At 70.4% G+C, this 25,515-nt stretch carries 24 protein-coding genes; 14 read left to right on the forward strand and 10 right to left on the reverse strand.

Translation table 11 applies throughout. The annotated features are described in order from the left end of the window. Positions 1-70 precede the first annotated feature (70 nt). From ASD84_RS07920 to ASD84_RS07960, 10 genes are all read left to right on the forward strand, one after another. Positions 71-1,576: a carboxylesterase/lipase family protein gene (locus ASD84_RS07920; RefSeq protein WP_056708758.1), complete on the forward strand. Its 1,506-nt coding sequence runs from the start codon at positions 71-73 to the stop codon at positions 1,574-1,576. 148 nt (positions 1,577-1,724) lie between these two features. Next, positions 1,725-3,251: an ABC transporter substrate-binding protein gene (locus ASD84_RS07925; RefSeq protein WP_056708761.1), complete on the forward strand. Its 1,527-nt coding sequence runs from the start codon at positions 1,725-1,727 to the stop codon at positions 3,249-3,251. Positions 3,252-3,256: 5 nt separating this feature from the next. Then, the gene (locus ASD84_RS07930; protein ID WP_162251502.1) at positions 3,257-4,198 is read left to right on the forward strand and encodes an ABC transporter permease; all 942 of its coding nucleotides are present in this window, start codon (positions 3,257-3,259) and stop codon (positions 4,196-4,198) included. Further along, positions 4,195-6,006, forward strand: a complete 1,812-nt coding sequence (locus ASD84_RS07935) for a dipeptide/oligopeptide/nickel ABC transporter permease/ATP-binding protein (protein WP_056708766.1) — start codon at positions 4,195-4,197, stop codon at positions 6,004-6,006. The genes ASD84_RS07930 and ASD84_RS07935 overlap by 4 nt, the downstream gene beginning before the upstream one ends. After that, on the forward strand, positions 6,003-6,887 hold the full coding sequence (locus ASD84_RS07940; protein WP_056708769.1) for an ABC transporter ATP-binding protein: 885 nt from the start codon (positions 6,003-6,005) through the stop codon (positions 6,885-6,887). Before ASD84_RS07935 ends, ASD84_RS07940 begins: the two co-directional genes overlap by 4 nt. Continuing rightward, a complete protein-coding gene (locus ASD84_RS25995; protein WP_268788459.1) occupies positions 6,884-7,018 on the forward strand; it encodes a hypothetical protein in 135 nt (44 codons plus the stop codon). The genes ASD84_RS07940 and ASD84_RS25995 overlap by 4 nt, the downstream gene beginning before the upstream one ends. Beyond that, a complete protein-coding gene (locus ASD84_RS07945; protein ID WP_056708772.1) occupies positions 7,011-7,817 on the forward strand; it encodes a glycosyltransferase in 807 nt (268 codons plus the stop codon). Before ASD84_RS25995 ends, ASD84_RS07945 begins: the two co-directional genes overlap by 8 nt. A gap of 31 nt (positions 7,818-7,848) precedes the next feature. Further along, on the forward strand, positions 7,849-8,790 hold the full coding sequence (locus ASD84_RS07950; RefSeq protein ID WP_056708776.1) for a DUF3068 domain-containing protein: 942 nt from the start codon (positions 7,849-7,851) through the stop codon (positions 8,788-8,790). A gap of 9 nt (positions 8,791-8,799) precedes the next feature. Further along, positions 8,800-9,426 carry a TetR/AcrR family transcriptional regulator gene (locus tag ASD84_RS07955; RefSeq protein WP_056708779.1) on the forward strand — a complete coding sequence of 209 codons (627 nt, stop codon included), beginning with the start codon at positions 8,800-8,802 and terminating at the stop codon, positions 9,424-9,426. Positions 9,427-9,482: 56 nt separating this feature from the next. Continuing rightward, positions 9,483-11,987, forward strand: coding sequence for a beta-glucosidase family protein (locus ASD84_RS07960; protein WP_056708783.1), 2,505 nt, complete (start codon positions 9,483-9,485; stop codon positions 11,985-11,987). A gap of 78 nt (positions 11,988-12,065) precedes the next feature. Here ASD84_RS07960 and ASD84_RS07965 read toward each other — a convergent pair whose 3' ends face one another. The 7 genes from ASD84_RS07965 to ASD84_RS07995 all read right to left on the reverse strand — a co-directional run bounded on the left by ASD84_RS07965 (position 12,066) and on the right by ASD84_RS07995 (position 20,111). Then, a complete protein-coding gene (locus tag ASD84_RS07965) occupies positions 12,066-12,566 on the reverse strand; it encodes a hypothetical protein (protein ID WP_056708785.1) in 501 nt (166 codons plus the stop codon). 91 nt (positions 12,567-12,657) lie between these two features. Beyond that, positions 12,658-13,806, reverse strand: coding sequence for an acyl-CoA dehydrogenase family protein (locus ASD84_RS07970; protein ID WP_056708787.1), 1,149 nt, complete (start codon positions 13,804-13,806; stop codon positions 12,658-12,660). Between the two features lie 65 nt (positions 13,807-13,871). After that, complete coding sequence (locus ASD84_RS07975; RefSeq protein WP_056708790.1) at positions 13,872-15,320, reverse strand: metallophosphoesterase; 1,449 nt, start codon at positions 15,318-15,320, stop codon at positions 13,872-13,874. A 62-nt stretch (positions 15,321-15,382) separates the two neighbouring features. After that, positions 15,383-16,351: a 23S rRNA (guanosine(2251)-2'-O)-methyltransferase RlmB gene (rlmB, locus tag ASD84_RS07980; protein WP_056708793.1), complete on the reverse strand. Its 969-nt coding sequence runs from the start codon at positions 16,349-16,351 to the stop codon at positions 15,383-15,385. A gap of 1 nt (position 16,352) precedes the next feature. Next, positions 16,353-17,771, reverse strand: coding sequence for a cysteine--tRNA ligase (cysS, locus tag ASD84_RS07985; protein ID WP_056708796.1), 1,419 nt, complete (start codon positions 17,769-17,771; stop codon positions 16,353-16,355). A 56-nt stretch (positions 17,772-17,827) separates the two neighbouring features. Next, positions 17,828-18,568: an SDR family NAD(P)-dependent oxidoreductase gene (locus tag ASD84_RS07990; RefSeq protein ID WP_056708799.1), complete on the reverse strand. Its 741-nt coding sequence runs from the start codon at positions 18,566-18,568 to the stop codon at positions 17,828-17,830. A 4-nt stretch (positions 18,569-18,572) separates the two neighbouring features. Then, positions 18,573-20,111, reverse strand: coding sequence for a molybdopterin-dependent oxidoreductase (locus tag ASD84_RS07995; protein WP_056708803.1), 1,539 nt, complete (start codon positions 20,109-20,111; stop codon positions 18,573-18,575). 32 nt (positions 20,112-20,143) lie between these two features. Here ASD84_RS07995 and ispF point away from each other — a divergent pair, with 32 nt between their 5' ends. Beyond that, the gene (ispF, locus tag ASD84_RS08000) at positions 20,144-20,665 is read left to right on the forward strand and encodes a 2-C-methyl-D-erythritol 2,4-cyclodiphosphate synthase (protein ID WP_235531023.1); all 522 of its coding nucleotides are present in this window, start codon (positions 20,144-20,146) and stop codon (positions 20,663-20,665) included. Between the two features lie 99 nt (positions 20,666-20,764). Beyond that, positions 20,765-21,676: an alpha/beta fold hydrolase gene (locus ASD84_RS08005; RefSeq protein ID WP_162251503.1), complete on the forward strand. Its 912-nt coding sequence runs from the start codon at positions 20,765-20,767 to the stop codon at positions 21,674-21,676. A 5-nt stretch (positions 21,677-21,681) separates the two neighbouring features. On the opposite strand, the gene nirD is transcribed toward ASD84_RS08005, so the two are convergent. Continuing rightward, positions 21,682-22,047: a nitrite reductase small subunit NirD gene (gene nirD, locus ASD84_RS08010; RefSeq protein ID WP_056708808.1), complete on the reverse strand. Its 366-nt coding sequence runs from the start codon at positions 22,045-22,047 to the stop codon at positions 21,682-21,684. A gap of 126 nt (positions 22,048-22,173) precedes the next feature. Here nirD and ASD84_RS08015 point away from each other — a divergent pair, with 126 nt between their 5' ends. Next, positions 22,174-22,911 (forward strand): IspD/TarI family cytidylyltransferase, encoded by a 738-nt coding sequence (locus ASD84_RS08015; protein ID WP_056708811.1) that lies wholly within the window; start codon positions 22,174-22,176, stop codon positions 22,909-22,911. 21 nt (positions 22,912-22,932) lie between these two features. Here the strand turns inward: ASD84_RS08015 and ASD84_RS08020 are convergent, their stop codons facing one another. Both ASD84_RS08020 and ASD84_RS08025 read right to left on the reverse strand, forming a co-directional pair. Continuing rightward, the gene (locus ASD84_RS08020; RefSeq protein ID WP_056708815.1) at positions 22,933-23,529 is read right to left on the reverse strand and encodes a 2-C-methyl-D-erythritol 4-phosphate cytidylyltransferase; all 597 of its coding nucleotides are present in this window, start codon (positions 23,527-23,529) and stop codon (positions 22,933-22,935) included. A gap of 108 nt (positions 23,530-23,637) precedes the next feature. Then, positions 23,638-24,123, reverse strand: coding sequence for a CarD family transcriptional regulator (locus tag ASD84_RS08025; protein ID WP_056708817.1), 486 nt, complete (start codon positions 24,121-24,123; stop codon positions 23,638-23,640). A gap of 260 nt (positions 24,124-24,383) precedes the next feature. On the opposite strand from ASD84_RS08025, the gene ASD84_RS08030 reads away from it, so the two are divergent. After that, positions 24,384-25,472 (forward strand): hypothetical protein, encoded by a 1,089-nt coding sequence (locus ASD84_RS08030; RefSeq protein ID WP_056708821.1) that lies wholly within the window; start codon positions 24,384-24,386, stop codon positions 25,470-25,472. Positions 25,473-25,515 lie beyond the last annotated feature (43 nt).

The raw sequence follows: 25,515 nt of genomic DNA on the forward strand, positions 1-25,515 counted from the left end.
TGCCCCCACACTGATTCCCGAGTGTCGCTCGGTTTTGGGATCGTGCGCCTCCCAGAACGAGGAGCGACGAATGCCGTCCGACACCACCCGGGCCGAGATCGAGACCATCGAGGTCACCACCAGCGCGGGCAGGGTTCGCGGCGCGTGGCGGACCAGCAGGGCGGGAGATCGATCAGCAGCATTCCTCGGGATCCCGTTCGCCGAGCCACCGGTGGGCGAGCTCCGGTTCGCCGCTCCGGTCCCACATGGGCCCTGGGACGGCGTGCTCGACGCCACCACGTTCGGCGCGACCCCCCAGCGCGGCGACTCCGGAATCACCCTGATCCCGGAACCCTCGGTACCGGGCGATTCGACGCTCAACGTCAACGTGTTCACCCCCACGCCGAGCAGCGACACCGGCCTGCCCGTCCTGGTCTACATCCACGGCGGCGGCTACTTCGCCGGGTCGCCCGCGAGTCCCTGGTACGACGGCGCCGCCTTCAACCGGGACGGCGTGGTCACCGTGACCATCTCCTACCGCCTCGGCTTCGACGGCTTCGGCTGGATCGCCGATGCGCCGCACAACCGCGGAGTCCTGGACTGGCTGCTCGCCCTGGAGTGGGTGCAGCAGAACATCGCCGACTTCGGCGGCGACCCCGGCCGCGTGACCATCGTCGGCCAGTCAGCCGGCGGCGGCGCCGTCCTCACCCTGCTCGGCATGCCCCGTGCCCAGAGCCTGTTCCGCGCTGCCTGCAGCATCTCGGGGGCGGCGTTCGACCTGCCCCTCGAACGCGCCGAGGCCTTCGGGCGCACCATCGCGAAGGCGGGGGGTGTCGAACCCACCCGGGCCGGGCTCGCCAGCCTCACTGAGGAACGGCTTCTCGAGCTGCAGAACAAGGCGATGATGGCCGGCCTCCGCGGCAACCCGCTGAAGCTGCTCACGAAGTTCCTCGACGACGGCCTGGCGATGGCGCCGGTCGTCGACGGCGACCTGATCACGCAGGGCACCCTCGACGCCCTCCACGCCGGGGTCGGCTCCGACAAGCCGCTGCTCCTCGGCACCACCGACGACGAGTTCGCCGTCCTCTTCCACAAGGTCAAGGGCGTGTTCCGGATCCTGCCCACCGGGCCGTTGTTGCGCATGGGTGGCCTGAAGGGGCCCACCCGCGCCGCCTACCTGGCCGCCAACCCGGACGTCGTCCGGCGCGGTACGGCGGCCGTCCTCGGCCGCTACGTCACCGACCGGATGTTCCGCACGCTCGCACTCCGCACCGTTGGCGCGCGCGGCACCGACGCTGCCACCTGGCTGTACCGGTTCACCTGGCGCTCGCCCCGGTTCGACGCGTCCGTGCACTGCCTCGACGTGCCGTACTTCTTCGACTGTCTCGACCTCGACGGAGTCACCGAGATCGCCGGTGACCACGCGCCCCAGTCCCTCGCGGACGACGTCCACGCAAGCGCCGTGGCATTCGCCCAACACGGCGATCCGGGTTGGCCGCGGTGCACGAGCGAGCGCCCCACGACCCGCGTCCACGACGAGATCAGCACCATCGAGGCCGACGGCTACGCGTCCGTGCGACCACTGCTCCAGGGCTGAGCTCGACTCCACGTTCGGGCAGTTCCCCGGAATCCATTGCCTCCTGACTTAATACTCGGTAAGTTCCGCTGGGTGTGGCTCCAGTCACACCGTCAGTCGTCTCTCAGCGAGTGCTCGTCGGCTCGCTCACCGTCCCAGGAGTGCGCACGTGCACAAGCCCATGAAGCTCGCCGGCCTGCTGGTCGCCGCCCTGACCACCGCCTCGGCGCTGGCAGCGTGTGGTGGCACCTCGAGCAGCGGCGGCACCACCGACGACACCCTCACCGTCGGCCTGCAGAGCCCGCTGCTCACGTTCGACCCGACCAAGATGGACTGTGCGACCTCACGCCTCTACTGCCAGGCGACGTACGACACGCTGGTCCACCTGAGCGCCGACGGGAAGCCGGAGCCCGGCATGGCGGAGTCGTTCGAGTACGACGCCAAGGGGACCGCGCTGACCCTGAGCCTGCGCAAGGGCATCACCTTCACCGACGGCACCGCGTTCGACGCAACCACGGCCAAGGCCGCCCTGGACTGGTTCATCAAGAACGGCGGCCCCAACGCCGCCATGTCCGCCTCGATCACGAAGGTCAGCACCGAGGGCGAAGACCTGGTCATCACGCTGAGCGAGCCGGACCCGGCGCTGCTGGGCAACCTGGCCTCGAACCTCGGCATGATGGCCTCCCCCGAAGCCCTGAGGTCGCCGTCGATCGGCACCGAGCCCGCCGGATCCGGCCCGTACGTCTACAACAAGGGCAGGTCCCAGACCGGGTCGACGTACTTCGATCGCAACGACGCCTACTGGGACACCGACGCCTACCCGTTCGCGCACCTCGAGCTGGTCCAGCTCAGCGACCCCAACACCGTGCTGAACGCCCTCAAGGTCGGCCAGATCGACGCCGCGAGCGTCGGTGCGCGGGAGCTGCCCGCTGCCAAGGAAGCCGGCCTGTCGGTGATGGAGTCCGCGGGCAGCTGGACCGGCCTGGTCCTCGCTGACCGTGCCGGCAAGGTGCAGCCCGCCCTGGGCGAGGTCGAGGTGCGCCAGGCGATCAACCTCGCCCTCGATCGTGACTTCTACATCACCGAGCTGGTCCCAACGGGCGCGGTCGCGACCGACCAGATCTTCGCCCCCGGAGGTCCGGCGTACGACGAAGCCCTCGACGACCAGTACGCCCACGACGTCGAGAAGGCCAAGGCCCTGATGGCCGAGGCCGGGTACGCCGACGGCTTCTCGGTCACCATGCCCGACCTCAGCCAGTTCGTCGGCGGTCCCGCGCCGAACACCGCACTCGAGCAGATGCTCGGGTCGATCGACATCAAGGTCACGTGGGAGAAGGTGCCGGTCATCGAGCTGCTCGGCGCGATGCAGGGCGGCAAGTTCGCGATGTTCATGATGGCGCTGCCCACGCAGTCGCCATGGCAGGACATCCAGGCCGCTGTCCTCCCGGAGGCCGCGTTCAACGCGTTCCACAGCGCGAACCCCGAGCTCGACCGACTCCTGTCGACCGCACGGCACGCGGCGCCCGGTGCAGAGCAGGACACGGCCTACAAGGCCATCAACACCTGGCTGGTCGACAACGCCTGGTTCGCCCCGCTCATCAACAGCTCCACCCCGTTCGTCTCGGTCGAAGGCGTCACGATCGAGCCCCAGGTGCAGGGCGTCGACCTGGCCCGGTACCAGCCCTCGAAGAAGTGACCTCGATGGTGAGGCTCCTGTTCCGGCGGGCCGTGGCCGCCCTCGTCCTGATGATCGCCGTCGCCGTTGCCGGCTTCGTGATCACCGGCCTCGGCAACAGCGACCCCGGTCGCAGCATCCTCGGCCCGCAGGCCACCGCAGCCCAGGTCGAGGCGGAGAACCACCGACTCGGACTCGACCGCTCCCAGGTGGAGCAGTTCACCGACTGGGCCGGCGGCGTGGTCCGGGGCGACCTCGGGCGCTCCTACCTCGGAGACCGGCCGGTGACCGAGAAGATCACCAACTACCTGCCCGTCACGATGTCGCTGGTCGCACTCAGCATGGTCGTGATCGCCGTGCTCAGCCTCGTCCTCGCGGTCGCCTCGGTCTCCGGGCGAGCCTGGGTCGACCGGTGCGTCCAGCTCCTCGCGGTGATCGGGCACGTGCTGCCGGGCTACCTGTTGGCGTTGCTGCTCCTGCTCCTGTTCGCCGTCCAGTTCCAGCTGTTCCCGGTGTTCGGGTACACCCCGATCGGCGAGTCACCCGCACAGTGGCTGCGCGGGCTTGCACTGCCCGTCATCGCCCTCGCCCTCGGCAGCGTCGCGGGTGCGGCGCTCCAGGCCCGCGGCGCGCTGATGGACGTCCTCGAGGCCGACTACGTCCGGACCCTGCGCTCGAGGGGCATCGGCGGCCGTTCAGTCCTCTTCCGGCACGCACTGCGCAACGCCTCGCCGGCCTGGCTGACGTCGCTGTCCCTGGGTTTCGTGGCCCTGCTCGCCGGCGCGTTCATGGTCGAGAAGGTGTTCGCCCTCCCCGGCCTCGGGACCCTCTCCGTCGAAGCCACGTCGTCGGGTGACCGACCGGTCCTGATGGGCGTCGTGGTCCTGACCGGCGGTCTCGTCGTCGTCGTGAACCTGCTCGTCGACCTGCTGCAGATGTGGCTGATCCCGAAGGCGAGGACCGCATGAGCGCCGAGGTGGTCACGGCCACCCCCGACCTGACAACGCGTCCCTCGACGCTGCGGATCATCCTGCGCAACCCGCTCTCCCGGACCGGCGTGGTGCTGCTGGGCCTGGTGCTGATCGCACTGGTGGCAGCCGTCGTCATCGACTGGGTGGCTCCGGATGCAGCGTGGAAGGCGGACCTCTACCAGCTGAACGCCGCGCCCGGCACCGACGGACACCTGCTCGGCACCGACAGCGGTGGTCGCGACGTGCTCGTGCGCCTCGTGGTGGCGACCAGGGCCACGATGTTCGCGGGCGTGATCGCCCTGGTCGTCGCCGTGCTGCTCGGAGTGCCCGGCGGCCTCATCTCCGGCTACTACGGCGGCAAGGTCGACCTCGTCCTGGACTGGCTGTCGAGCCTTGCCATGTCGTTGCCGTCCATCGTCGTGCTGCTCGCCATCATCTCCAGCCTCGGCACCTCGATGTGGATCTCGATGACCACGCTGGGCTGCATGATGGCGCCGGCGGTGTTCCGCCTGCTCCGGGCGCAGGTCCACGCCGTACGCAACGAGCTCTACGTCGATGCCGCCCGGGTCGCCGGCCTTTCCGACGCCCGCATCATCTCCCGCCACGTCCTCCGGGTCGTCCGGGGACCGCTGGTGCTGATGATCAGCGTCCTGTCAGGCGTCGCCATCACGGTCCAGACCGGCCTGGACTTCCTCGGCCTGGGCGACTCCACGACGATCACCTGGGGCGGCATGCTGAGCGAGGGCTTCGCCGCGATGACCCTGAACCGGGTGCTGTTCATCTGGCCCGGACTGGCCATGGCGCTCACCGTCGCCGCCTTCTTCCTGGTCGCCAGCGGCGCCCGCGACGCGTTGCAGGGAATCGACGGCGGGAGTACGACGGCACCGCCGGCCCCCGAGCGGATCCGCCTCACGAAGGTCCCCACGAGCCAGTCGTCCGCGACACCCGCCGAGGACGAGGTCCTCGCCGTTCGCGGCCTGGTCATCGGGTATCCGTCCGGTGACGGCCTGGTCGAGGTCGTGCACGGAGCGGATCTCACGCTTCGCAAGGGCCGCACCCTCGGACTGGTGGGTGAGTCCGGGTCGGGCAAGTCGCAGACCGCCTTCGCCGTCCTCCACCTGTTGCCCCGTCAGGCCCGCCTCTCCGGAGGCGAGATCTGGCTGGACGGGACCGACCTGCTCGCCCTCCCCCGCCGCGAACGCGAGCGACGCGTGCGGAGCGCCATCGCCTACGTGCCACAGGAGCCGATGAGCAACCTCGATCCGACCTTCACCATCGGCTACCAGCTGACCGAGCCCCTGCGTGCGCGCGGCGTCGGACGCAAGGCAGCGCGGGAGCGGGCGACCGCCCTCCTGACCCGTACGGGCATTCGTGATCCCGAGCGCGTGATGGCGTCGTACCCCCACCAGATCTCGGGTGGAATGGCTCAACGCGTGCTGATCGCAGGCGCGCTCTCGACCGACCCGCACGTGCTGATCGCCGACGAGCCGACCACGGCCCTCGACGTCACGGTGCAGGCCGAGATCCTCGACCTGCTCCGCGGCCTCCAGGCCGAGTTCGGCATGTCGATCCTGCTGGTGAGCCACGACCTCGGCGTCATCGCCGACCTGTGCGACGACGTCGCGGTGATGCGCGAGGGCCAGGTGGTCGAAGCCGCAACGGCCGAGAACTTCTTCGCCCACCCTCGCCACGAGTACTCCCGGATGCTGCTCGCCGCCGTCCCCGCGGAGCACGAGGTCCGCGCCGAGTACGTGGCCGACCGGAGCGTCCGCCAGGACGCCGCACCACGGGAGAAGCACTCATGACACTGCTCGAGATCGAGGACCTCGTGGTCCGCTACCCCGGCCGCGGAGGCGCCCGGGGTCGCACCTTCACCGCCGTCGACGGCGTCAGCCTCGACGTCCGCCCCCACGAGACGGTCGGACTGGTAGGCGAGTCCGGCTCCGGCAAGACCACCATCGGACGCGCGGTCCTCGGCCTCGCGCCGGTCACCTCCGGCCGGATCCGGTACGACGGCCGCGAGATCCACGCACTCGCCCGAGCCGGGCGTCGAGAGCTCTCCTCGAGGATCCAGGTCGTCTTCCAGGACCCGTACACCTCGTTGAACCCCGCCATGACCGTCGAGGAGATCCTGGTCGAGCCGCTGCGCGCGGCCGGGTGGTCCCGTGGCGCCGCACGGGATCGCGTCGTCGACCTGCTGGAGCAGGTGGCGCTGCCTCGGGGCGCGGCCGACCGTTATGCCCGCGAGTTCTCCGGCGGCCAACGCCAGCGGGTCGCGATCGCCCGGGCGCTCGCGCTCGAGCCCGAGCTGGTGGTGTGCGACGAGCCGCTGTCCGCGCTCGACCTCTCCACCCAGGACCGGGTGCTGCAGCTGCTCATCGACATCCAGGAACGCACCGGCGTCGCGTACCTCTTCGTCTCCCACGACATCGCCCTCGTGCGCCAGATCAGCCACCGCGTCGCCGTACTCCAGCAGGGTCGGCTCGTCGAGTTCGGCAGCTGCGCGCAGGTCACGACGACGCCCGCGCACACCTTCACCGCGGACCTGCTGCTCGCCTCGCCCGTGGCCGATCCCGCGCGTCAGCGCGAGCGTCGCGCCCAGCGCCAGGCCCGACGTGACCGCGTCACCTCACCGACGTCACCCATCACCGTCAGCCACACCCCCGACCCAGGGAGAGTTCCATGAACAACGCCATCGCCATCCTCGCCGGTCTCGTGCTGGGCGCTGTCGCATCCATCGGCGGCGTCAACGCCGCGGCGCCGCCGACCCCCGACAAGGCCTCCCAGGGTTCCCCTGTCGACTACGCCGATGAATGACCTGCGCCTGCAGGTCGTGATTCCGGCGCGCAACGAGGCCGCGCGCCTCCCTCGGACGCTCGCCGCCCTTCGCCACCACCTGGCGTCGATGCCGGCGGCACCGTGGGCGGGGCTCGAGACGATCGTGGTCGACAACGGCAGCACCGACCGGACGGCTGCCGTCGCCCACGCAGCCGACAGCCCCGACCTGCCGGTCACAGTGGTGCGTTGCGACCGACCGGGCAAGGGCGCAGCGGTGGCCGCCGGCGTGGCCGCCTCCGACGCCGGCCTGGTCGCCTACATGGACGCCGACGGAGCCACTGCCTTCGACGCGCTGGAGCGCGCCGTGAACTGCCTGACCGGCGGAGCCGACGTCGTCGTCGGCTCCCGGGCCCACCCGGCATCGACCACCACCGCCCGGCACGATGCCGTCCGCGGCGTCGGGGCTTCGCTCTACCGGGCAGCCGCCCGCAGGGTGGTCCCGGGCATCGCCGACACGCAGTGCGGCTTCAAGCTGATGCGTGGGGACCTGGCTCGGGCCGTCTTCCGCGAGGTGCGCGCCGCCGGATTCAGCTTCGACGTCGAGCTGCTGGCCCGGCTGCAGGCCCGGCACGCCGAGATCGTCGAGCTCCCGGTGACCTGGGTCGACGTACCCGGTTCCACCTTCCGGCCGGCCCGCCACGGAGCCGCCGCCTTCACCGAGCTCGCCGGCATCCACCGGCGCACCCGACCCGAGTCCCGACCGCTCCGCGACCTGTTCCTGGTCGAGGGTCCCGACCCGCTGCTCATGCAGCAGAGCCTCGCCCCGTTCCACGTCTGAACCCGAACCTCTGCCACACCTGGAGAAACCCATGCGTCGTCATCTGGTCCCCGTGTTCTTCGGCCTCGGTGCGTTCCTCGCCACCGCCGCCCTCATCCTCCGGTTCTACGGATCCGGTCAGCTCGAAGCTGCCGACAAGGACCCCGGCGAGGTGATCACGATGGTCGCCACCGACGCGACCGTCTTCGTGCCCTCGACCCAGACCGAGGTCACCACCGACGTGACGGTGAAGCAGAAGAACGACGGCGACCAGGCTGCCGCCGAGAAGGCACCGGACGGAGTCGTCGTCTGGTTCACCACGACGACGCGCACCGTCGCTGACGGCACCGTGGTCCAGCGCAGCATGGCGCGGACCGCGATGGACGCCCGGAGCGCCGAGGTGGAGCCGTGCTGCGAGAGCTTCGCCGAGGTGGTCGACCAGGCGATCTCGGAGGACCGGCGTACCGGCCTGGTGCTGAAGTTCCCCGCAGGAACCGAGCCCCGGGACCACGAGATGTGGGACAGCACCGTCGGCAAGCCGGTGACGGCGACGTACGTCGACGAGGTCGATGTCGATGGCGTGACCGCCTACCGGTTCAAGGTCGTGATCCCCCCGACCGTGGTCGGCACCCGCGAGGTCATCGCGAGCACCATCGGCCTTGCCGCCGAGGGCACCGTCGAGACCGAGCGCTCCTACGGCCTCGACCGCACCCTGTTCATCGAGCCCCGCACCGGCGCGATCCTCAACGACGTCCAGGACATCAGCGACACCCTCGTCCTTGACGGCAAGGTGGTCCGCACCCTGTTCGACGGCTCGCTTGCCTACACCGACGAGCAGGTGCAGGCCAACGCGGACGAGAACGGCAGCCGGGCCTCGGAACTGCGGATGGTCCACGACGTACTGCCGCTGACCGGGCTGGCCCTGGGCCTGGGCTGCATCGCCGCCGGCGCGGTCCTGCAACGCAGCGCAGGACGCCGCCGCGCGGTCGCATAGGGTCGGTCCATGGCTAGCAAACCTCCTGCCGAGCGGTCGGGCAAGCTGTCCCGGGCACGCATCATCGAGATCGCTTTCGAGCACTTCGCGACGTACGGCTACCGAGGTGCATCCCTGGCGAAGATCGCGGCCGAGGTGGGGATCTCCCAACCCGGCCTGCTGTACCACTTCCCCACCAAGACCGCCCTTTTCATGGGGGTGCTGAAGGCCCGCGACCTGCACGACCTCGAGCTGGTGGAGCTGCACACCGAAGACCTCGAGGACCTCGACTTCCTCAAGATGCTTGACTACTTCGAGCTGGTCGTCGAACACAACGCGCGCAACCGGAACATGGTGCAGCTGGCCCACCTGATCGCGGCCGAGGCCGGCAACCTCGAGCACCCGGCACGCGAGTGGGTCGTGGAGCGGATGACGGCCTTCCGGTCGCTCTGCACATCGGCCATCGCGAAGAGCGTCGAGCGCGGTGACATCCGCGCGGACGCCGACCCTTCAGAGGTGGCAACGATGCTCATCGCCGCCTCTGAGGGCCTGGAGAACCAGTGGCTGATCGAGCCCTCCATCGACCTCGCCGGCTCGTTCAAGGTGTTCCTGGCGATGTTGCGGCGCGACCTGCAGGCGGGTCAGCCGCCGACCTAGCCTACCGAGTACTCGGTAAGGTACGTTGGGGGCTCCATCGACCGCCGAGGAGACCCATGTCCGCGATTCCGCACGCCACCGCTTCGTCCAGCGAGACCGACCCCCTCTCCGGGCCGAGGGACGAGGACCTGGAGCAGTTGCTGCAGGAACGGCTCGGCAAGCTCGACCTCCCGTCGAAGGTGCGCCTGCTGACCGGTGCGACCTTCTGGGCACTGCCGGCCGACGACACCATCGGCCTCCGAAAGATCGAGTTCTCCGACGGACCCGCCGGCGTCCGGGGCGACTCGGGCGACGAGCGCAAGCCCTCGCTCAACCTCCCCTCCGGCAGCGCCCTCGGCGCCACCTGGGACACCGACGTCGCCCGCCGCTACGGCGGCCTGCTCGGGCAGGAAGCAGTCCGCAAGGAGATCGAGGTCGTCCTCGGGCCCACGATCAACCTGCACCGCTCGCCGTACGGCGGCCGGCACTTCGAGGCCATGGCCGAGGACCCGCTCCTGACCGGGCACCTGGCCGCCGCCGTCGTCGAGGGCATCCAGTCCCACGGCGTGGCCGCGTGCCCGAAGCACTACGTCGCCAACGACTACGAGATCGACCGCTTCACGGCCAGCTCCGAGGTCGACGACCGGACGCTGCGCGAGCTGTACCTCGCGGCGTTCGAGGACGCGGTGGTCGACGCGAAGGCCTGGACGATCATGTCGGCGTACAACAGCGTCAACGGGACGACGATGACCGAGCACGACCTGCTACGCACCCCCCTGAAGACCGAGTGGGGCTTCGACGGCGTGGTGGTCTCGGACTGGATGGCCGTGCGATCCGTCGACGCGGCCGCCAACGGGGCCCAGGACGTCGTCATGCCCAGCGAGTTCGGCCCGTGGGGCGACGCCCTCGTCGAAGCTGTCCGCGAGGGTCGCGTCGAGGAATCGGCGATCGACGAGAAGGTGCTCCGGGTGCTTCGCCTGGCAGCGCGGGTCGGCGCCCTGGACGGGGTGGAGCAGGACGCCGGGGCTCCCGTGGCGACGGCGGACCCGCTCGGCCTCATCACGGAGCTCGGCGCCGAGGGCATGGTGTTGCTCCGCAACGAGGGCGAGCTGCCGTGGGGAGTTGCCCCGGCCTCGATCGCCGTGATCGGCCCCAACGCGCTCTACGCCCGGAGCCAGGGTGGCGGCAGCGCCACCGTCATGCCCGAGCGCGTGATCTCGCCGCTGGAGGGACTGCGCGAGCGCTTCCCCGACGCCGAGATCACCTTCGCCATGGGCGTGGAGGCTCCCACCGGCGTCTTCCCGTTCGACCGCGACCGTCTGCACGACCCGATCGCGAACGAGCCGGGCGTGCACCTGACGATCCTGGACGCGGAGGGCGCGCTTCTCGTCGAGGAGGTGCGCACGAGCGCTGAGCTGATCTGGCTCGGCACCCTGCCTGCCGGCGCCGCCACCATGACCCTCACCACCCGGTTCACGCCCGCCACGACCGAGCGCTGCGACATCGGCGTCTACTGCGCCGGCAGGATCCGGCTGGACGTCGACGGGGCCACCGTGATCGACGCGCACCACACCGCCACCAGCGAGGGATTCGACATCAGCCGCGACATCTTCGCGCCGCCGGTCAGCACCTTTGCGGTGGAGACCGTGGCGGGTACGCCGGTCGACGTCGTCGCGACCAGCGACCTGACCTCGCTGCCGCTCCCGATGCTGCACGCGATCACGCTCGGGGTCGCGCCGCGCGCAGGTACGGCCGAAGAGATGCTGGCCGACGCGGTCAGGGCCGCCGCCGAGTCCGACGTCGCGGTGGTCCTGGTCGGCACCAGCGCCCGGACCGAGACCGAAGGCATCGACCGCGACACCCTCGCGATGCCGGGAGCCCAGGACGACCTGGTCGCCGCGATCCGCGCGGCCAACCCGCGCACCGTCGTCGTCGTCAATGCCGGAAGTCCGGTCATCCTGCCCTGGCACCAACAGGTGTCGGCCGTGCTGCTGACGTGGTTCGGCGGGCAACAGACCGGGACCGCTTTGGCCGAGGTCCTGGCCGGCGACCGGGAGCCCGGCGGTCGGCTGCCCACCACCTGGCCCGGAGACGAGGCGTCCGTTCCCCTCGGCCGTGACATCCCCGTCGACGGAAAAGTGCACTACGACGAAGGCATCGAGATCGGCCACCGGGCCTGGCTCCGCGCCGGACGGACGCCGGCGTTCGCGTTCGGCCACGGCCTCGGCTACACCACGTGGACGCTCTCGGACGCCGAGGTCACGCCGACCGTCGAGGCCGGAGGCGCCCTCACGGTGCGCGTCGCCGTCGAGAACACCGGCGAGCGGGCCGGCAAGCAGGTCGTGCAGGTGTACGCCAGCCGGGCGGACAGCGACGTGCTACGGCCCGTGCGCTGGCTCGTCGGCTGGGGCGTCGCTCGGCTCGCGGCCGGCGAGCGGACGACGCTGGAGATCGAGGTGCCCAGCCGCACCCTGGCCGCCTGGGTCGACGGCGCCTGGACCTACGAGCCCGGTGCGTTCGCCCTGCAGATCGGCACCAGCGTCGACGACCTGCCCCTCGCGGGGAGTGTCGAGCTGAAGTGACGCCGGACGTCGTACCTGACGAATCTGCTGCTCCCGCGAACGGGCACGACAGGTTCGTCAGGTACGACGGTGGTGCGGTCAGGCGTTCGGCACCAGGCAGAGCAAGGTGTCGCGCTTCTTGTAGTCCAGCGGCTGACCGCCGTTCGCGCAGGCGGTGCCGGACTTGCCGATGCTGGAGATCAGCGCGACTTCCGCGTCACCCTTGTTCGCCGCGCACTCGACCTTGGAGCTGTCGGTCGCCGTGAGGCGGAAGCAGTCGCCCTTGGCCGCGTTCAGTCCGAGGCAGAGCTCGGCGACGTTCCCCGAGTCCGCCTTCCCGACCGAGATCGAGAGGGTGTCCTCGTTCGGGTCGCAGTCACCCTTGTTGCCGGTGACCTTGAAGGTCGCGTCGCTGTCTCCGCAGTCCTTGTCCTTGGTCTTCGCATTGACGGTGCCCGTGACAGTGATGCACTCACCGACCTTCGGCGCCTTCGCCTCGGCGACCTTCTCCGAGCCCTTGCTGAAGATGAAGGACGCGACGACAGCGATGACGATCGCCACGCCGACGCCAATGAGTTTGGTGATCAGGCTCTTGCCCATGGGGGGGTACCTCCGAGTGTTGAATGGGCGGTCCCGAGCCCCCCTCAGTGAATTCTCAGCATCACCCTAGGGGCAGGCGGGCCGAAGCACGTCAGCGCAGCAGGTCGCGGCCGATCACCATCCGTTGAATCTGGTTGGTCCCCTCGAAGATCTGGGTGACCTTCGCGTCGCGGAACATCCGCTCGACCGGGTACTCCCGCGTGTACCCACTGCCCCCGAGCACCTGCACCGCGTCGTTGGTCACCCGCATCGCCGCGTCGGAGGCGGTGAGCTTCGCGACGGAGGCCTGGCGCGAGTACGGACGTCCGGCGTCCTTCAGCCGAGCGGCGTGGAGGTACGACGCCCGCGACCGCTCCACGTCGGCCGCCATGTCGGCCAGCAGGAATTGCAGGCCCTGGAACTCCCCGATCTTCTTGCCGAACTGCTCGCGCTCGCGCGCGTGGGCGACGGCCTGAGCCAGCGCGCCCTGCGCGATGCCGGTCGCGACGGCGGCGATGCCGAGGCGTCCGGCGTCGAGAGCCGACAACGCGACCCGCATGCCCGCGCCCTCCTCGCCGATCAGCTGGGCGGCCGGCACCCGTGCGTCGTCGAACAGCACCTGGGTGGTGACGTCACAGCTCAGGCCCATCTTCTTCTCGGGCGCACCGAAGCTCATCCCGGGCGTCCCATCGGGCACCACGAAGGCCGACAGGCCCCGCTTCGGATCCTCCGAGGTGCGAGCGAACAGCACGTAGTAGTCCGCACAGGAGCCGTTGGAGATCCACTGCTTGGTGCCCTTGACGACGTACTCGTCGCCGTCACGACGGGCCGAGGTCCGGATGCCACTCACGTCGGACCCGGCCTGCGGCTCGGACAGGCAGTACGCGCCGATCCAGTCGCCGGAGAGCATCCGGGACAGCCAGACGTCCTTCAGCTCCGTCGAGGCGTTGACCTCGACCACGTTGGCGGTGAGGGTGTGCACGCTGGTGCCGACCCCGACGCTGGGCCAGACCGTGGCGATCTCCTCGACGACCTGGAGGTACACCTCGTACGGCTGGTTCCCGCCGCCGTACTCCTCGGGGAACGGGAGGCTCAGCAGGCCGGACCGCCCCAGCAGCCGGTAGGCCGCTTCGGGGAACTCGCCGCGCTCCTCGGCCTGCGCGACCTGGGGCGCGAGCTCCTTGGTGGCGATCTCACGGGCGAGGGCCAGCAGCTCTTCGGCTTCCTCGCTGGGCAGCAGTCGGTCGACGGTGGTTCCCATGGGTCCACATTAAGGTCCGGGGTTTCGAGGCTCGGCTGGCGCCTCGCACCTCAACCACCGGACGGTCAGTAGCTCAGCTCGACCCAGTCGTCGACGTCGTAGCGGCCATTGGTCTGCAGCGTCACCGACTGGATACCGACGGGACGACCCTCGCGATAGGTGACCAGGGCGACCCCGGCGGCCCGCCGGAGCTTGCTGCCGATGGCGATGGCGTAGGCGGCGCCGCCGGTGGTGCCGGCGGTGTAGGTGTACCCGATCTCGCCGTTCTCGCCGGTGACCGCGGTGGGTCCGTCCTGGACGTGCGTGTGGCCGCCGATGACCAGGTCGACGCACCCGCGAGCGAGCGCGGCATCGCCGAAGTCGGCGTCGTGGACGAGGATCGTGTTGACCCGCTGGCCACGTTCGTCAGCCGCGCAGGCTTCGTCGGTGAGCCGCTCGGCCACCTCGGACGACGTCAGGCCCGTCTCGTCGCGCCAGTTGCCGAGCCCGCTCGAGCGCGGGTCGTCGACGCCGAGCAGGCGAGCGCCGCCCGGACCCTCGAGCGCGGCACCGTCGAAGTAGGTCCAGCCGAGGTCTTCCATGTGGGCGCGGACGAAGGTGCCGTTGTCGTGGTTGCCGGCGACCGCCCAGCGGCCCTCGAAGTCGTCGAACGCCGCCCCCAGCGAGTCGAGCGAGAACGCCTCCCAGCGCTCCCCCGTCGACGTGTCGTCACCCGCGTTGAACACGTTGACGGCACCCCCGGCCTTCGCGAGGGCGCGGGCGACCTTGTCCATGCCGACGTTGTCGTGCCGGTCGGAGACCAGCAGCACGACCGTCTCGTCGTCCTCCGGCTCGCGCAGGTCGAGGTCCGCAGCGTCCTTGGCGGCCTTCGAGTAGAACGTCAGCCCCTGCTGGTAGCTGCTGACGGCGCTGGCAATCAGCCGGCGGGTCTGCCCCGTGGACGCGTCGCCCAGGACGAGCACGTCACGTGCCTCCTCCGGCAGGGGTACGTCGTCCCCCACGAAGTCCTGCAGCGAGGTCCAGTGCTCGGCCGGCGGACCCTGGCGACCCCAGCCCGCTGGTACGGCGATCGCGGCGACCACGGCCAGCAGAGCGGCCACGCCGACGGCGCCCTCGAGCGTCGGCAGGCCGCTCACCAGGGCCCGACGCCGCTGCGACCCGAGGGCAGCCCACATCAGCAGCGGGACCGCACCGATCGCGGCCCCCTGCACGAGTGCGGCGACGGCCATCGAGCTCACCGCACGTTCGACCACGGCGATCTGGCCCTCGGGTTGTGAGGCGATGGCGGCGTACCGCGCTGTCAGCTCCGGCAAGGACGCCGTGTCGCTCTTCCCGAGCTGGACCTCCACGCCGATCCCCGAGGGTGACGGCGCGCGCAGGTCCGGCAGCAGCGGGCCGGTCCGCAGCACGACCTCGCCCGAGAAGTCCGGGCTGACTCGCGCCTCGTGGCTGGCCAGGTCGATCTCGCGCTCGCTGTTGACGAAGACCATCGCCGCGACGCAGGTCGACAGCACGATCCAGGTCCCGACGTAGGCCAGGACCTTGAGTAGCCGTACCGGTGAGATCGGAGGAATCGTTACCTCCGGCTCCGCGCCTCCGCGACGGCGTACAGCGCGACCGACGCAGCCACTCCTGCGTTGAGCGACTCGAGGACACCTGCCATCGGGATCGAGAGCAGCCGGTCGCAGTTCTCCGCCACCAGGCGGGCCAGGCCGTCACCCTCGGATCCGATGACGAGCACCAGCGGGCCCTTGACCAGGTCGGCGTCGGCGACGAGCTCCGGCAGGCTCAGGTCGCCGTCAGCGGCCAGGCCGATCACGAAGCAGCCGGCGTCCTGGTAGGCCTTGATCTGGCGGTTCAGGTTCACCGTCTGGGCGACAGGACAGCGGGCAGCGGCACCGGCCGACGTCTTCCAGGCCGACGCCGTCATCGACGCGGCACGGCGCTCCGGGATCACGACGCCGTGCGCACCGAATCCGGCGGCACTGCGGACGATCGCACCGAGGTTGCGCGGGTCGGTGATCGAGTCGAGCATCACGATGAGCGGAGCCTCGGCCGCTTCGGTGGCCGCCTCGAGCAGGTCGTTCGGGTCGGCGTACTCGTAGGGAGGGATCCGCGCGGCGATGCCCTGGTGGACAGCCTTGTCGGTGAGCTTGTCGAGCTCGGTGCGGCTGACCTCCATGAGGCCGACGCCCATCTCCGCGGCGAGCCGGAAGACCTCACGCAGGCGGGTGTCGCGCTCGGTGTTGTCGGCGACGTAGACCGACGTGATCGGAACCTTCTCGCGCAGCGCCTCGAGCACCGAGTTGCGTCCGGCGATCCACTCGGCGTCGCTGGTCTTGCGGCCACCGCTGCTGGCGCCGGCGCGCTTGGCCTGGCGCTTCTTGTACTCCTCGGCCTTGTGCGTCTTGTGGTACGGGCGGTCGGCCGCCTTCGGCGTCGGGCCCTTGCCCTCGAGGCCGCGGCGGACCTGGCCACCGGATCCGGCCTGGGGCCTCTTGCTCGACTTGCGGATCGCGCCCTTGCGGCTCGAGTTCCCGGCCATTTCAGTTCACCGTCCAGGTAGGTCCATCAGGGGTGTCGGTGACTTCGATGCCAGCCGACTTGATTCGATCGCGGATCGCGTCCGCGCGTGCCCAGTCCTTGTCGGCGCGGGCTTGCGTGCGCTCGTCGAGAAGGCCTGCGACGAGGACGTCGACCGCAGCGGTCAACCTCTCCTCGGTGTCCGTGGTCGCGCCGCTCGCTGCCCAGGCCGGGTCGGCCGGGTCGAGGCCAAGGATGTCGAGCATCGCCCGCACCGAGCCGGCGCTGCCGCGCAGCGCCGTGAGGTCGTCACCGGCCAGGAGCTTGTTGCCCTCGCGGGTCACCTCGAACAGGGCGGCGAGAGCCGCCGGGGTGCCGAGGTCGTCGTCCATCGCCGTCACGAAGTCGGCGCACGGCACACCGAGCGGCACGTCGTCGCCCAGTGCGGCGGCAGCGCGCTCGAGGAACGACTCGATCCGCCGATACCCGGCAGCCGCCTCCTCGAGCGCCTCGAACGAGAACTCCACGTGCGAGCGGTAGTGCGCTGCTGCCATGTAGTAGCGCAGCTCCACGCCCCGCACCCGCTGCAGGACCGACGGGATGCTGAGGGTGTTGCCGAGCGACTTGCTCATCTTCTCGCCGGCGGTGGTGATCCACGCGTTGTGCATCCAGTACGACGCGAACGCGCCGCCCGCCGCACGCGACTGCGCCTGCTCGTTCTCGTGGTGGGGGAAGCGCAGGTCGACGCCGCCGCCGTGGATGTCGAACGCGGGACCGAGGTACTTGCCCGCCATCGCGGAGCACTCGATGTGCCATCCGGGCCGGCCGCGGCCCCAGGGGCTCGGCCAGGACGCGGTCTCCGGCTCGGACTCCTTGCGGCCCTTCCACAGCGCGAAGTCACGAGGGTCACGCTTGCCGCGCGGGTCCGCGTCGGCGGCGGGCTCCATGTCGTCGATGCCCTGGTGGGTCAGCTCGCCGTACGACGGCCACGACCGTACGTCGAAGTAGACGTCACCGGACGCGTCAGCCGCCGGGTAGGCGTGACCGCGGGCGATCAGCTCCTCGATCATCACGATCATCTCGGGCGTGTGCCCGGTGGCGGCCGGTTCGTAGGTCGGCGCCGCGACGTTCAGCGCGGAGTAGGCCCGGTCCAGCTCGATCTTCATCGCGTACGCGAGGTTGTACCAGGGGCGACCCTGCTCGGCGGACTTCGCGAGGATCTTGTCGTCGATGTCCGTGATGTTGCGGATGAACGTGACGTCGTACCCGCGGAAACGCAGCCAGCGCTGGAGGACGTCGAAGTTCACGCCGGAGCGGACGTGCCCGACGTGCGGCTCGCTCTGGACCGTCAGACCGCACACGTACAGACTCGCCTTGCCCTCTTCAAGGGGCACGAAGTCACGCACTTCGCGAGTCGCAGTGTCATAGAGCCGGATGGTCACCGGGCAAGTCTAGAGAAGTGCCGGGATCTGGGACGCATCGTCGGCGACGGCGCTGGTCAGGCGGAGTATCCGCCGTCCACGTCCAGCTTCTGGCCGGTGATGAACCCGGCGCGGGACGAGGCGAGGAAGCAGACCGCTTCGGCGATGTCGGCGGCCGACCCGAAGGTCCTCAGCGGGATGTTGCCGCGGGTGACCTCGAGTGCCCGCTCGTCGAGCTCGCCGGAGGAGATGAGCCGCTCGGCCATCCCGTCGTTGAGCATGCCGGGGCCCACGGCGTTGACCCGGACGCCGTACCGGCCCTCCTCGACGGCGAGGCCACGCACCATCGCCTCGACGGCTGCCTTGGGCGCAGAGGAGAGGCCGTCGCGCACGGGAAAGCGGGAGGTCGCAGCGGTCGTGACCGCGGTCAGTGAGCCGCGCGACTCCCGCAGGAACGGCAGGGCAGCGTGCGCGACCGCGAAGAATCCCGCGGCGTCGACGAGCAGCTGCTCCCCCATCGCCGACGGCGCCACCTTGGAGAGGTGGACCATCGGCACGTGCGGCCCGGCCGCATGGACGACCGTGTGCAGCCCACTGAGCTCGGCGGCGGCGTGGCGGACCACACGGGTCACCTCCTCGGTGTCCCCCAGGTCCAGTCCGTACGACGCCACGCCCACCTCGACCGGACGGGTGCGGTGGGTGACGGCGACACGGGCCCCACGCTCGATCAGCAGCTCGGCGATCGCGCGACCCAGGCCCCCGGAGCCACCGACGACAAGAGCCCCGCCCGTCAGGGCGGCGAAGTCCCGCGCGCTCACGCGCTCATGCGTTCGCGCTGACGTCGATGGTGTGCCATCCGGTCGCACCGTCGGGCAGAACGTCGGCGATCGCCCCGGTCTGCACGTTGCCGGCCTTGTCGGTGGCGCGGACCCGCAGCTGGTGCTCGCCCTCGTCGAGGTCGAGCGTCGTGCGCCACTGCACCCAGGTGTCGATGTTGGGCGTGGTCGCCAGCTCGGCTGGCTTCCAGGCGCCGCCGTCGACCTGGACCTCGACCCCGGAGATGCCGGTGTGCTGGAGCCACGCGACGCCGGCGACGACGACCTCACCGGCGGAGACCTCGTCACCGTCGTGGGGCACCTCGATCTTGGAGGCGATCTTGACCGGCCCCTGCTCGGACCAACCCTTGCCCGTCCAGTAGGCGTCGATCTCGTCGAACCGGGTGACCTCCATGTCGACGACCCACTTGGTCGCCGACACGTAGCCGTAGAGCCCGGGCACGATCGTGCGCACCGGGAAGCCGTGCTCGATGAGGAGCGGCTCGCCGTTCATCGCGACGGCCAGCATCGCGTTGCGCTCGTCCATCAGCGCGCCCAGGGGGGTGCCGCAGGTCCAGCCGTCCTCGGAGGTCTGCAGCACGGCGTCGGCCCCGTCCTGCGGGCCGGCCTCAGCGAGGATCGCGGCCAGGCGCACGCCGCTCCACCAGGCGTTGCCGATCAGGTCGCCCCCGACCTCGTTGGACACGCAGTTGAGGGTGATCCAGTCCTGGGTGATCTCGCGCGAGACCAGGTCCTGGTAGGTCAGCGTGATCTCCCGATCGACCATGCCGTGGATCCGCAGCTCCCAGTCGGCAGGCTCGATGGTCGGCTTGATGAAGGCCGTGTCGATCAGGTAGAAGTCCTCGCTCGGCGTCTGCCAGGGCGAGACGTTCTCGATGTCGAAGGCGGCGCCGTCCGGGACGTCCGGTGCGGTGATGCCCTCGATCCGCAGCAGCCGGCGGCTCTCCTCGGCCCGGCGGCGCGCACTGCCCGCGAGCCGTCCGAGCAGCCCGCCGAAGGCCGCGAACCCGGCCGTGGCGCCGGCGGCGATGAAGAAGTGGCGGCGGGTGTGCATCGGCTCGGCCGCAGGGTCGTCGCTGTCGGCGACCATCTCCCAGCGCCGCAGCCACTCGGCCAGGACGGCCAGCGCGACGATCCAGCACAACAGCCCGACCACGATCGGCGCGAAGTCGATGGGGCTCGGTGTGGGCTTGGCGAGCACCGCGACGACCGCGACGCCGGCCAGGACGCCGTACCCGACCATGGCGGCCCACCACCGGGTCCGGGCGAGCCGCCCGAGCACGGCGAACGTCACGGCGAGGAAGAGCATGATGCCGACGACGAGGATCTTCTTGTCGTCCTTGTCGAAGGTGTCGATCGCCCATTTGACGACCGATCCGGGCGTCAGGTCCGCGAAGCCCTCCGCGACCACGACGACGGGGGATTCCCGCACGTGGAGCAGTGCCGCTGCGGCGTAGCTCAGGGCCAGGCCGACCGCACCGGACAGCAGACCGGCGAAGGCCCACCAACCGCGGGATGTCTTCACAGGGCCGATTGTCCCTCAGGCATGATCAGAGCGTGAACCCAACTGCCAACGGGAGTGTCGCCGCCGCGCTCGCCGGGCTCCGCACCGGCATCGGCACCGACGTCCACCGCGTCGTCCCCCGCGTGGACGACGACGCGCCGCTGGCCCTCGGTGGACTGCTCTGGCCCGACGAGGACGTCCGTCTCGAGGGTCACTCGGACGCCGACGTCGCGGCCCACGCGATCTGCGACGCCCTGCTCTCGGCAGCGGGCCTCGGCGACCTCGGCAGCAATTTCGGTACGGCGGAACCGCAGTGGTCGGGCGCGAGCGGGGCCGCCCTGCTCGGCGAGACCCGGCGCCGGGTCGAGGCGGCCGGGTTCTCGGTGATCAACGTCGCCGTCCAGGTGATCGGCAACCGCCCGAAGATCGGTCCGCGGCGAGCCGAGGCCGAGGCGGCACTGGGTGGGGTGCTGGACGCCCCCGTCTCGCTCTCGGCCACCACCACCGACGGGCTGGGCCTCACGGGTCGTGGCGAAGGGGTGGCGGCGATCGCGACCGCACTGCTGAGTCACTGAGCCCGTCCCACGACTCGGAAGTTCCCGCAACACGCTGTCGCAGGTGTACCTGTGCGTGGCAGGGTGGCGGCCGACACCGGCGTCGAGGGAGGACCCAGCGTGACCCAGCACGACGTGATCACCGAGGACGGCCTGCGCATCCACGTGACCGTCCGCGGGCAGGCAGATGCACCACTGTCGGTGTTGCTCGCCCACTGCTGGACGGCGGACGAGTCGGACTGGCACTACCAGGTGGCCGACCTGCTCAGCCGCTACGGGCACCAGATCCGGCTGATCACCTGGGACCACCGCGGCCACGGCCGGTCCGATCGCGCACCGGAAGCGGCCTGCACGGTGCCCCACCTGACCCGCGACATGGGCCTGGTCATCGACGCCTTCGCGCCCGATGGTCGCCTGGTCCTCGCGGGCCACTCCATCGGCGGCATGTCGATCACCGCGCTCCCCGAGGAACGGCCCGACCTGATGGACCGCCTCGACGGCGCACTGTTCGTCAGCACGTCGTGCGGAGAGATGAACAAGGTGACCCTCGGACTGCCACCGCAGGCAGGAGCCCTGCTGCGCGACCGGCTGCCGCTGGTGCTGGCCAGCCGATCGCGGATGCTCAGCCTCAGCCGGCGCGAGAAGTACCCCGTGATCGAGCGCCAGATCACCAAGCGCTTCCTGTTCGGGCGACCGGCACAGCCGCGCGACGTCGGCCACGTCGTCGACCAGCTCATCAAAGCCGGGCCCGACACCATGTCCGGCTTCTTCAAGGACATGATGACGCACGACCGGGTCGGCAACCTGTCCGCGTTCGACGACATCCCCACGACCGTGCTGGTCGGCAGTCGTGACCTGCTCACCCCGCCCGGGCACGCCGCCAGGATCGCCCGCGGCATCCGCGGCGCCCGGATGCTCGTGGCCCCCGACGCCGGCCACTACCTGCCGTTCGAACGACGCGACCTGGTCAGCGGCGAGCTGTCCGTGCTGATCGACCGTTCGCTCGCGCGAGCCGGCTCAGCCGTGGCGTAGAGGGACTAGGCGGCAGCGGTCTTCCGGTGACCGACGAGCACGACGCCCTCGACCACCTTGACGTCGTACGCCGGCACAGCGGCGTGGACGTCGTCCAGGCACCGTCCGGTTCGCAGGTCGAAGGCGTGCCGATGGGCCGGTGACGCGACGAACGGCGTCTCGCCGCGGCGCCCCACGATGCCCTTGGAGATGCCCCCGATCGCGTGCCGTGCGAACGGGTCGTGGTTGCCGAGCGCGTAGACCGCGTCATCCCCCGTCCGGAAGATCGCGATCGCCTGCCCGTGCACCAGCGCGGTCACACCGCGATCGACCTCGAGCTCAGCCATCCGGCAGACCGGTTGCCACTCCTCCACGGCCCCGCGACCTCTCATGCCTGTGAACGTAGGTCGGTGTTGTTCTCGCCAGCGTTTCGCTGTGTAACGGGGAGGAAAACGCTTTCTCCCAGTTGCTCGGCTCCCGACCCTCCCCGGACGGCGTGCGGCGACTACTCTCGCCCGGTGTCGACTCCCGCCCCCGCCGCATCGGATCCGGTTCCGCCCCGTGCCGCTGTCGTCGTCCTGGCGGCCGGTAGCGGCACCCGCGTCGGCGCCGACGTGAACAAGGTGTTGCTGACCCTGCGGGACCGACCACTCCTGGCCTGGTCGGTACAGACCGCACTGTCGCTCCCGGACGTCGCACCGGTCGTGGTCGTCTGCCGCCCGGGCGAACGCACGACCATCGCGCAGGCGCTCGCGCCGCACGTCGGCGACCGCGAGGTGCTGCTGATCGACGGTGGCGCGACCCGCCAGGCCTCCGAACAGGCCGCCCTCGACCTGCTCGCCCCTGTGGTCGCCGCCGGGGAGATCGACGTGATCGCGATCCACGACGGCGCGCGGCCGCTCGCCGGGACCGACCTGTTCGAGCGGGTCATCGCCATCGCTCGTGAGTACGGCGGCGCCGTACCCACACTGGAGCTGGCCGGCCTGTTCCCGCGCCCCGCCATCGGGACGTCGATGCCCACCGACCCGGGCAGCCGGTTGGTCGGCGTCCAGACGCCGCAGGCGTTCCGCGCCGCGCCGCTCGTCGCGGCCTACGCCGCGGCGAGGGCAGCGGGCTTCGACGGCACCGACACCGCCGCAGCCTTCGCACAGTTCGCGCCCGGTGGGGGCACGATCCGGGCCGTCCCGGCCGGGGCGAGGAACCTCAAGGTCACCTTCGCCGAAGACCTGCCCGTCGCCGAGGCACTGCTCGGTTAGAAGTCGCGGACGACCGACCGGTCAGCGGGGGTCGGTCAGGGCGGCCAGCACCGCGATGTCCTCGTCCGAGCCCACCCGCCGCGCCTCGGGGGGCGCCTCGACGAACTCGACCCGCTCGTCGCCGTACCTCTCCCGCAGGGTGGCGACCAGCTCGAGGAAGTCGGTCGAGGGCAAGGGTCCGCCTGCCGCGAACAGGTCCTCGACCACCGACGGCGGCAGCACCACCGGCGAGCAGATCGCGAGCAGCTCGTCGCGATCGACGGTCTCGCCCAGGGTCTGCTCACGAACCACCTTGACGGTGTCGGTCACCGGACGGACACCGACGACGATCCGGTCCTCGACACCGGCCCGATCGGCGCAGCGGGCCAGGAAAGCGGGCGGGGTCATCGGGCACAACGGGTCGTGCAGCAGCACGGCCTCACCGCGTTCGGCGACGAGCTCCCACGGCACGGTCTGGTCGATCAGGTCGATCCCGGCTTCGCCGGCCGCCCAGGCGGCAGCAGCGACGAGTGACTCGCCGTGGATCAGGTGGAACGGGAGCGCACCGCGGCCCTCCTCGACCACCATCCCCGAGACGGGGGCACAAATGTCAACGACGTCGTACGGATGGGGGCTCATCAGGGCCCCACCGTACGACGTCGTCGATCATTGGTCGGCAGCGCGTCGGGAGGCGTCGTGGCTGCGAGCTTGCTCGCCGCTGAACGCCGGAGACGCGCTCGACCCAAACTAACTGGCGAGGACTTCGTCCAGGATCGTCTCGGCCTTGTCCTCGTTGGTGTGCTCGGCGAGCGCGAGCTCGGAGACGAGGATCTGACGAGCCTTGGCGAGCATGCGCTTCTCGCCGGCCGACAGCCCGCGGTCCCGCTCACGGCGCCACAGGTCGCGGACGACCTCGGCCACCTTCATGACATCGCCACTGTGCAACTTCTCGAGGTTCGCCTTGTAGCGACGCGACCAGTTGGTCGGCTCCTCGACGTGCTCGGCCCGAAGGACGCCGAACACACGGTCCAGGCCTTCCTTGTCCACCACGTCGCGGACCCCGACAAGATCGAGGTTGCAAGCCGGAACCCGGACAACCAGGTCCTGCTGGGCGACGATCCGGAGAACGAGGTACTCCCGAGCTTCCCCCTTGATCGTCCGCATCTCGATGTTTTCGATGACCGCAGCCCCGTGATTGGGGTAGACGACCGTTTCGCCGACGGTGAAAGTCATATGTGAAAAGCCCCTTCCTAGGGTGACCTATGCTACCACGCCCTGGGCCGGTCCCACGAAGCGTTTGCGCAGGTCAGGGCCGCATTGGCTGGCTTGACAACGCGGGTGAGGTGTGTTCGGCCGGCACGGTTGCCCGTGAGACAGATCACCTGACCGGGGTACGACGGCCCCCCACCGCCCACGCGGACGACACCGATGTGGGACAGACGTTTCGGCGGGCCCGCGCACAAGGCGCCGGAGCGTGGTCAATACTGCTCGTCATGGCAAAGACGCAGCGTTGGCGACGCGGCCGCCCTGCCGGGGAGGAAACCACCTCAGTCGAGGAGGAGGTCGACTCCGCGGAGGTGTCGGCGCCCGAGGAGACGGCCGACGACGGCCCCCTCGACCCGGACGAGGACACCGACACGGCACCGGACGTCGAGCCGGAGGGCGATCACGACGTGGACGCTGAGCTCGACGTGGACCTGGAGCTCGAGGCCGACCTCGACCCCGACGAGGAGACCGCCCTCGACGAGGGCGAAGACCTTCCCGACGACCTTGCCGACGACCTTGCTGACGACGAGGACCTCTACGAGGACGGCCTCGTCCAGCCCACCTACGAACAGCCGACCGGCCTGGCCCGTGTCCTCTTCGGTGGCCGCAATCCCGCCGAGGTGGTGCCGATCCAGCTCCTCCAGGCGGCGCACGCCAAGCAGGCCATCGGCACGGCCGTTGCCATGGGCCTGGTGGCGGCGATCGCCGGCCGCCCGGCCCGCGAAGCGGGCGTCGTACTCCTCACCGTGCTGGTGGGCCAGACGATCCTCGGCTGGCACAACGACATCGTCGACCGGCAGCGCGACAAGTCCCACGGCCTCAAGGGCAAGCCGCTCGCGATGGGCCGCCTCCAGGCGGACACGGTCTGGTACGCCATCGTGGTCGCGACGCTGCTGCTCGTGCCGCTGTCGATCATGACCGGGATTCGCGCGGGCTGCCTGTACCTCGCGGCGGTCGCGGTCGGCATGCTCGGCAACATCGTGCTGCGCACCGGGTTCTTCTCGTGGTGGTCGTGGGCGGCGTCCTTCGCCCTCCTTCCTGCCTACCTCTCCTATGGCGGCTGGGGCGGCCAGGCGGTCGGCAGCGCACCCGAGACCTCGATCGTGGTGCTCGCCGCACTGCTCGGCATCGGCATCCACTTCCTGCGTGCCGTCTGGGGTCTGGTCGCCGACCACGAGGACGGCTGGACCTACCTTCCGCTCAAGCTGGGACTCAAGCTCGGCGCCACGCGATTGCTGGCCCTCGCCACCCTCTACACGGTGGTGATCACCGTCCTGCTCGTCGTGATGGGCGCCAAGGTCGGCCTCAGCCGCTGACCTCAGCCCGAGCCGCACACCTCGCCGGTCCCGGAGACCGCTA

Origin of the sequence: Nocardioides sp. Root682, from assembly GCF_001427795.1 — a bacterium.
GTDB lineage: Bacteria > Actinomycetota > Actinomycetes > Propionibacteriales > Nocardioidaceae > Nocardioides.

Coding starts and splice junctions, on each gene's coding strand:
- ASD84_RS07920 (WP_056708758.1), top strand. CDS start 71: ATGCCGTCCGACACCACCCGGGCCGAGATCGAGACCATCGAGGTCACC.
- ASD84_RS07930 (WP_162251502.1), top strand. CDS start 3,257: ATGGTGAGGCTCCTGTTCCGGCGGGCCGTGGCCGCCCTCGTCCTGATG.
- ASD84_RS07935 (WP_056708766.1), top strand. CDS start 4,195: ATGAGCGCCGAGGTGGTCACGGCCACCCCCGACCTGACAACGCGTCCC.
- ASD84_RS07940 (WP_056708769.1), top strand. CDS start 6,003: ATGACACTGCTCGAGATCGAGGACCTCGTGGTCCGCTACCCCGGCCGC.
- ASD84_RS25995 (WP_268788459.1), top strand. CDS start 6,884: ATGAACAACGCCATCGCCATCCTCGCCGGTCTCGTGCTGGGCGCTGTC.
- ASD84_RS07945 (WP_056708772.1), top strand. CDS start 7,011: ATGAATGACCTGCGCCTGCAGGTCGTGATTCCGGCGCGCAACGAGGCC.
- ASD84_RS07950 (WP_056708776.1), top strand. CDS start 7,849: ATGCGTCGTCATCTGGTCCCCGTGTTCTTCGGCCTCGGTGCGTTCCTC.
- ASD84_RS07955 (WP_056708779.1), top strand. CDS start 8,800: ATGGCTAGCAAACCTCCTGCCGAGCGGTCGGGCAAGCTGTCCCGGGCA.
- ASD84_RS07960 (WP_056708783.1), top strand. CDS start 9,483: ATGTCCGCGATTCCGCACGCCACCGCTTCGTCCAGCGAGACCGACCCC.
- ASD84_RS07965 (WP_056708785.1), bottom strand. CDS start 12,566: ATGGGCAAGAGCCTGATCACCAAACTCATTGGCGTCGGCGTGGCGATC.
- ASD84_RS07970 (WP_056708787.1), bottom strand. CDS start 13,806: ATGGGAACCACCGTCGACCGACTGCTGCCCAGCGAGGAAGCCGAAGAG.
- rlmB (WP_056708793.1), bottom strand. CDS start 16,351: ATGGCCGGGAACTCGAGCCGCAAGGGCGCGATCCGCAAGTCGAGCAAG.
- nirD (WP_056708808.1), bottom strand. CDS start 22,047: ATGAGAGGTCGCGGGGCCGTGGAGGAGTGGCAACCGGTCTGCCGGATG.
- ASD84_RS08020 (WP_056708815.1), bottom strand. CDS start 23,529: ATGAGCCCCCATCCGTACGACGTCGTTGACATTTGTGCCCCCGTCTCG.
- ASD84_RS08025 (WP_056708817.1), bottom strand. CDS start 24,123: ATGACTTTCACCGTCGGCGAAACGGTCGTCTACCCCAATCACGGGGCT.
- ASD84_RS08030 (WP_056708821.1), top strand. CDS start 24,384: ATGGCAAAGACGCAGCGTTGGCGACGCGGCCGCCCTGCCGGGGAGGAA.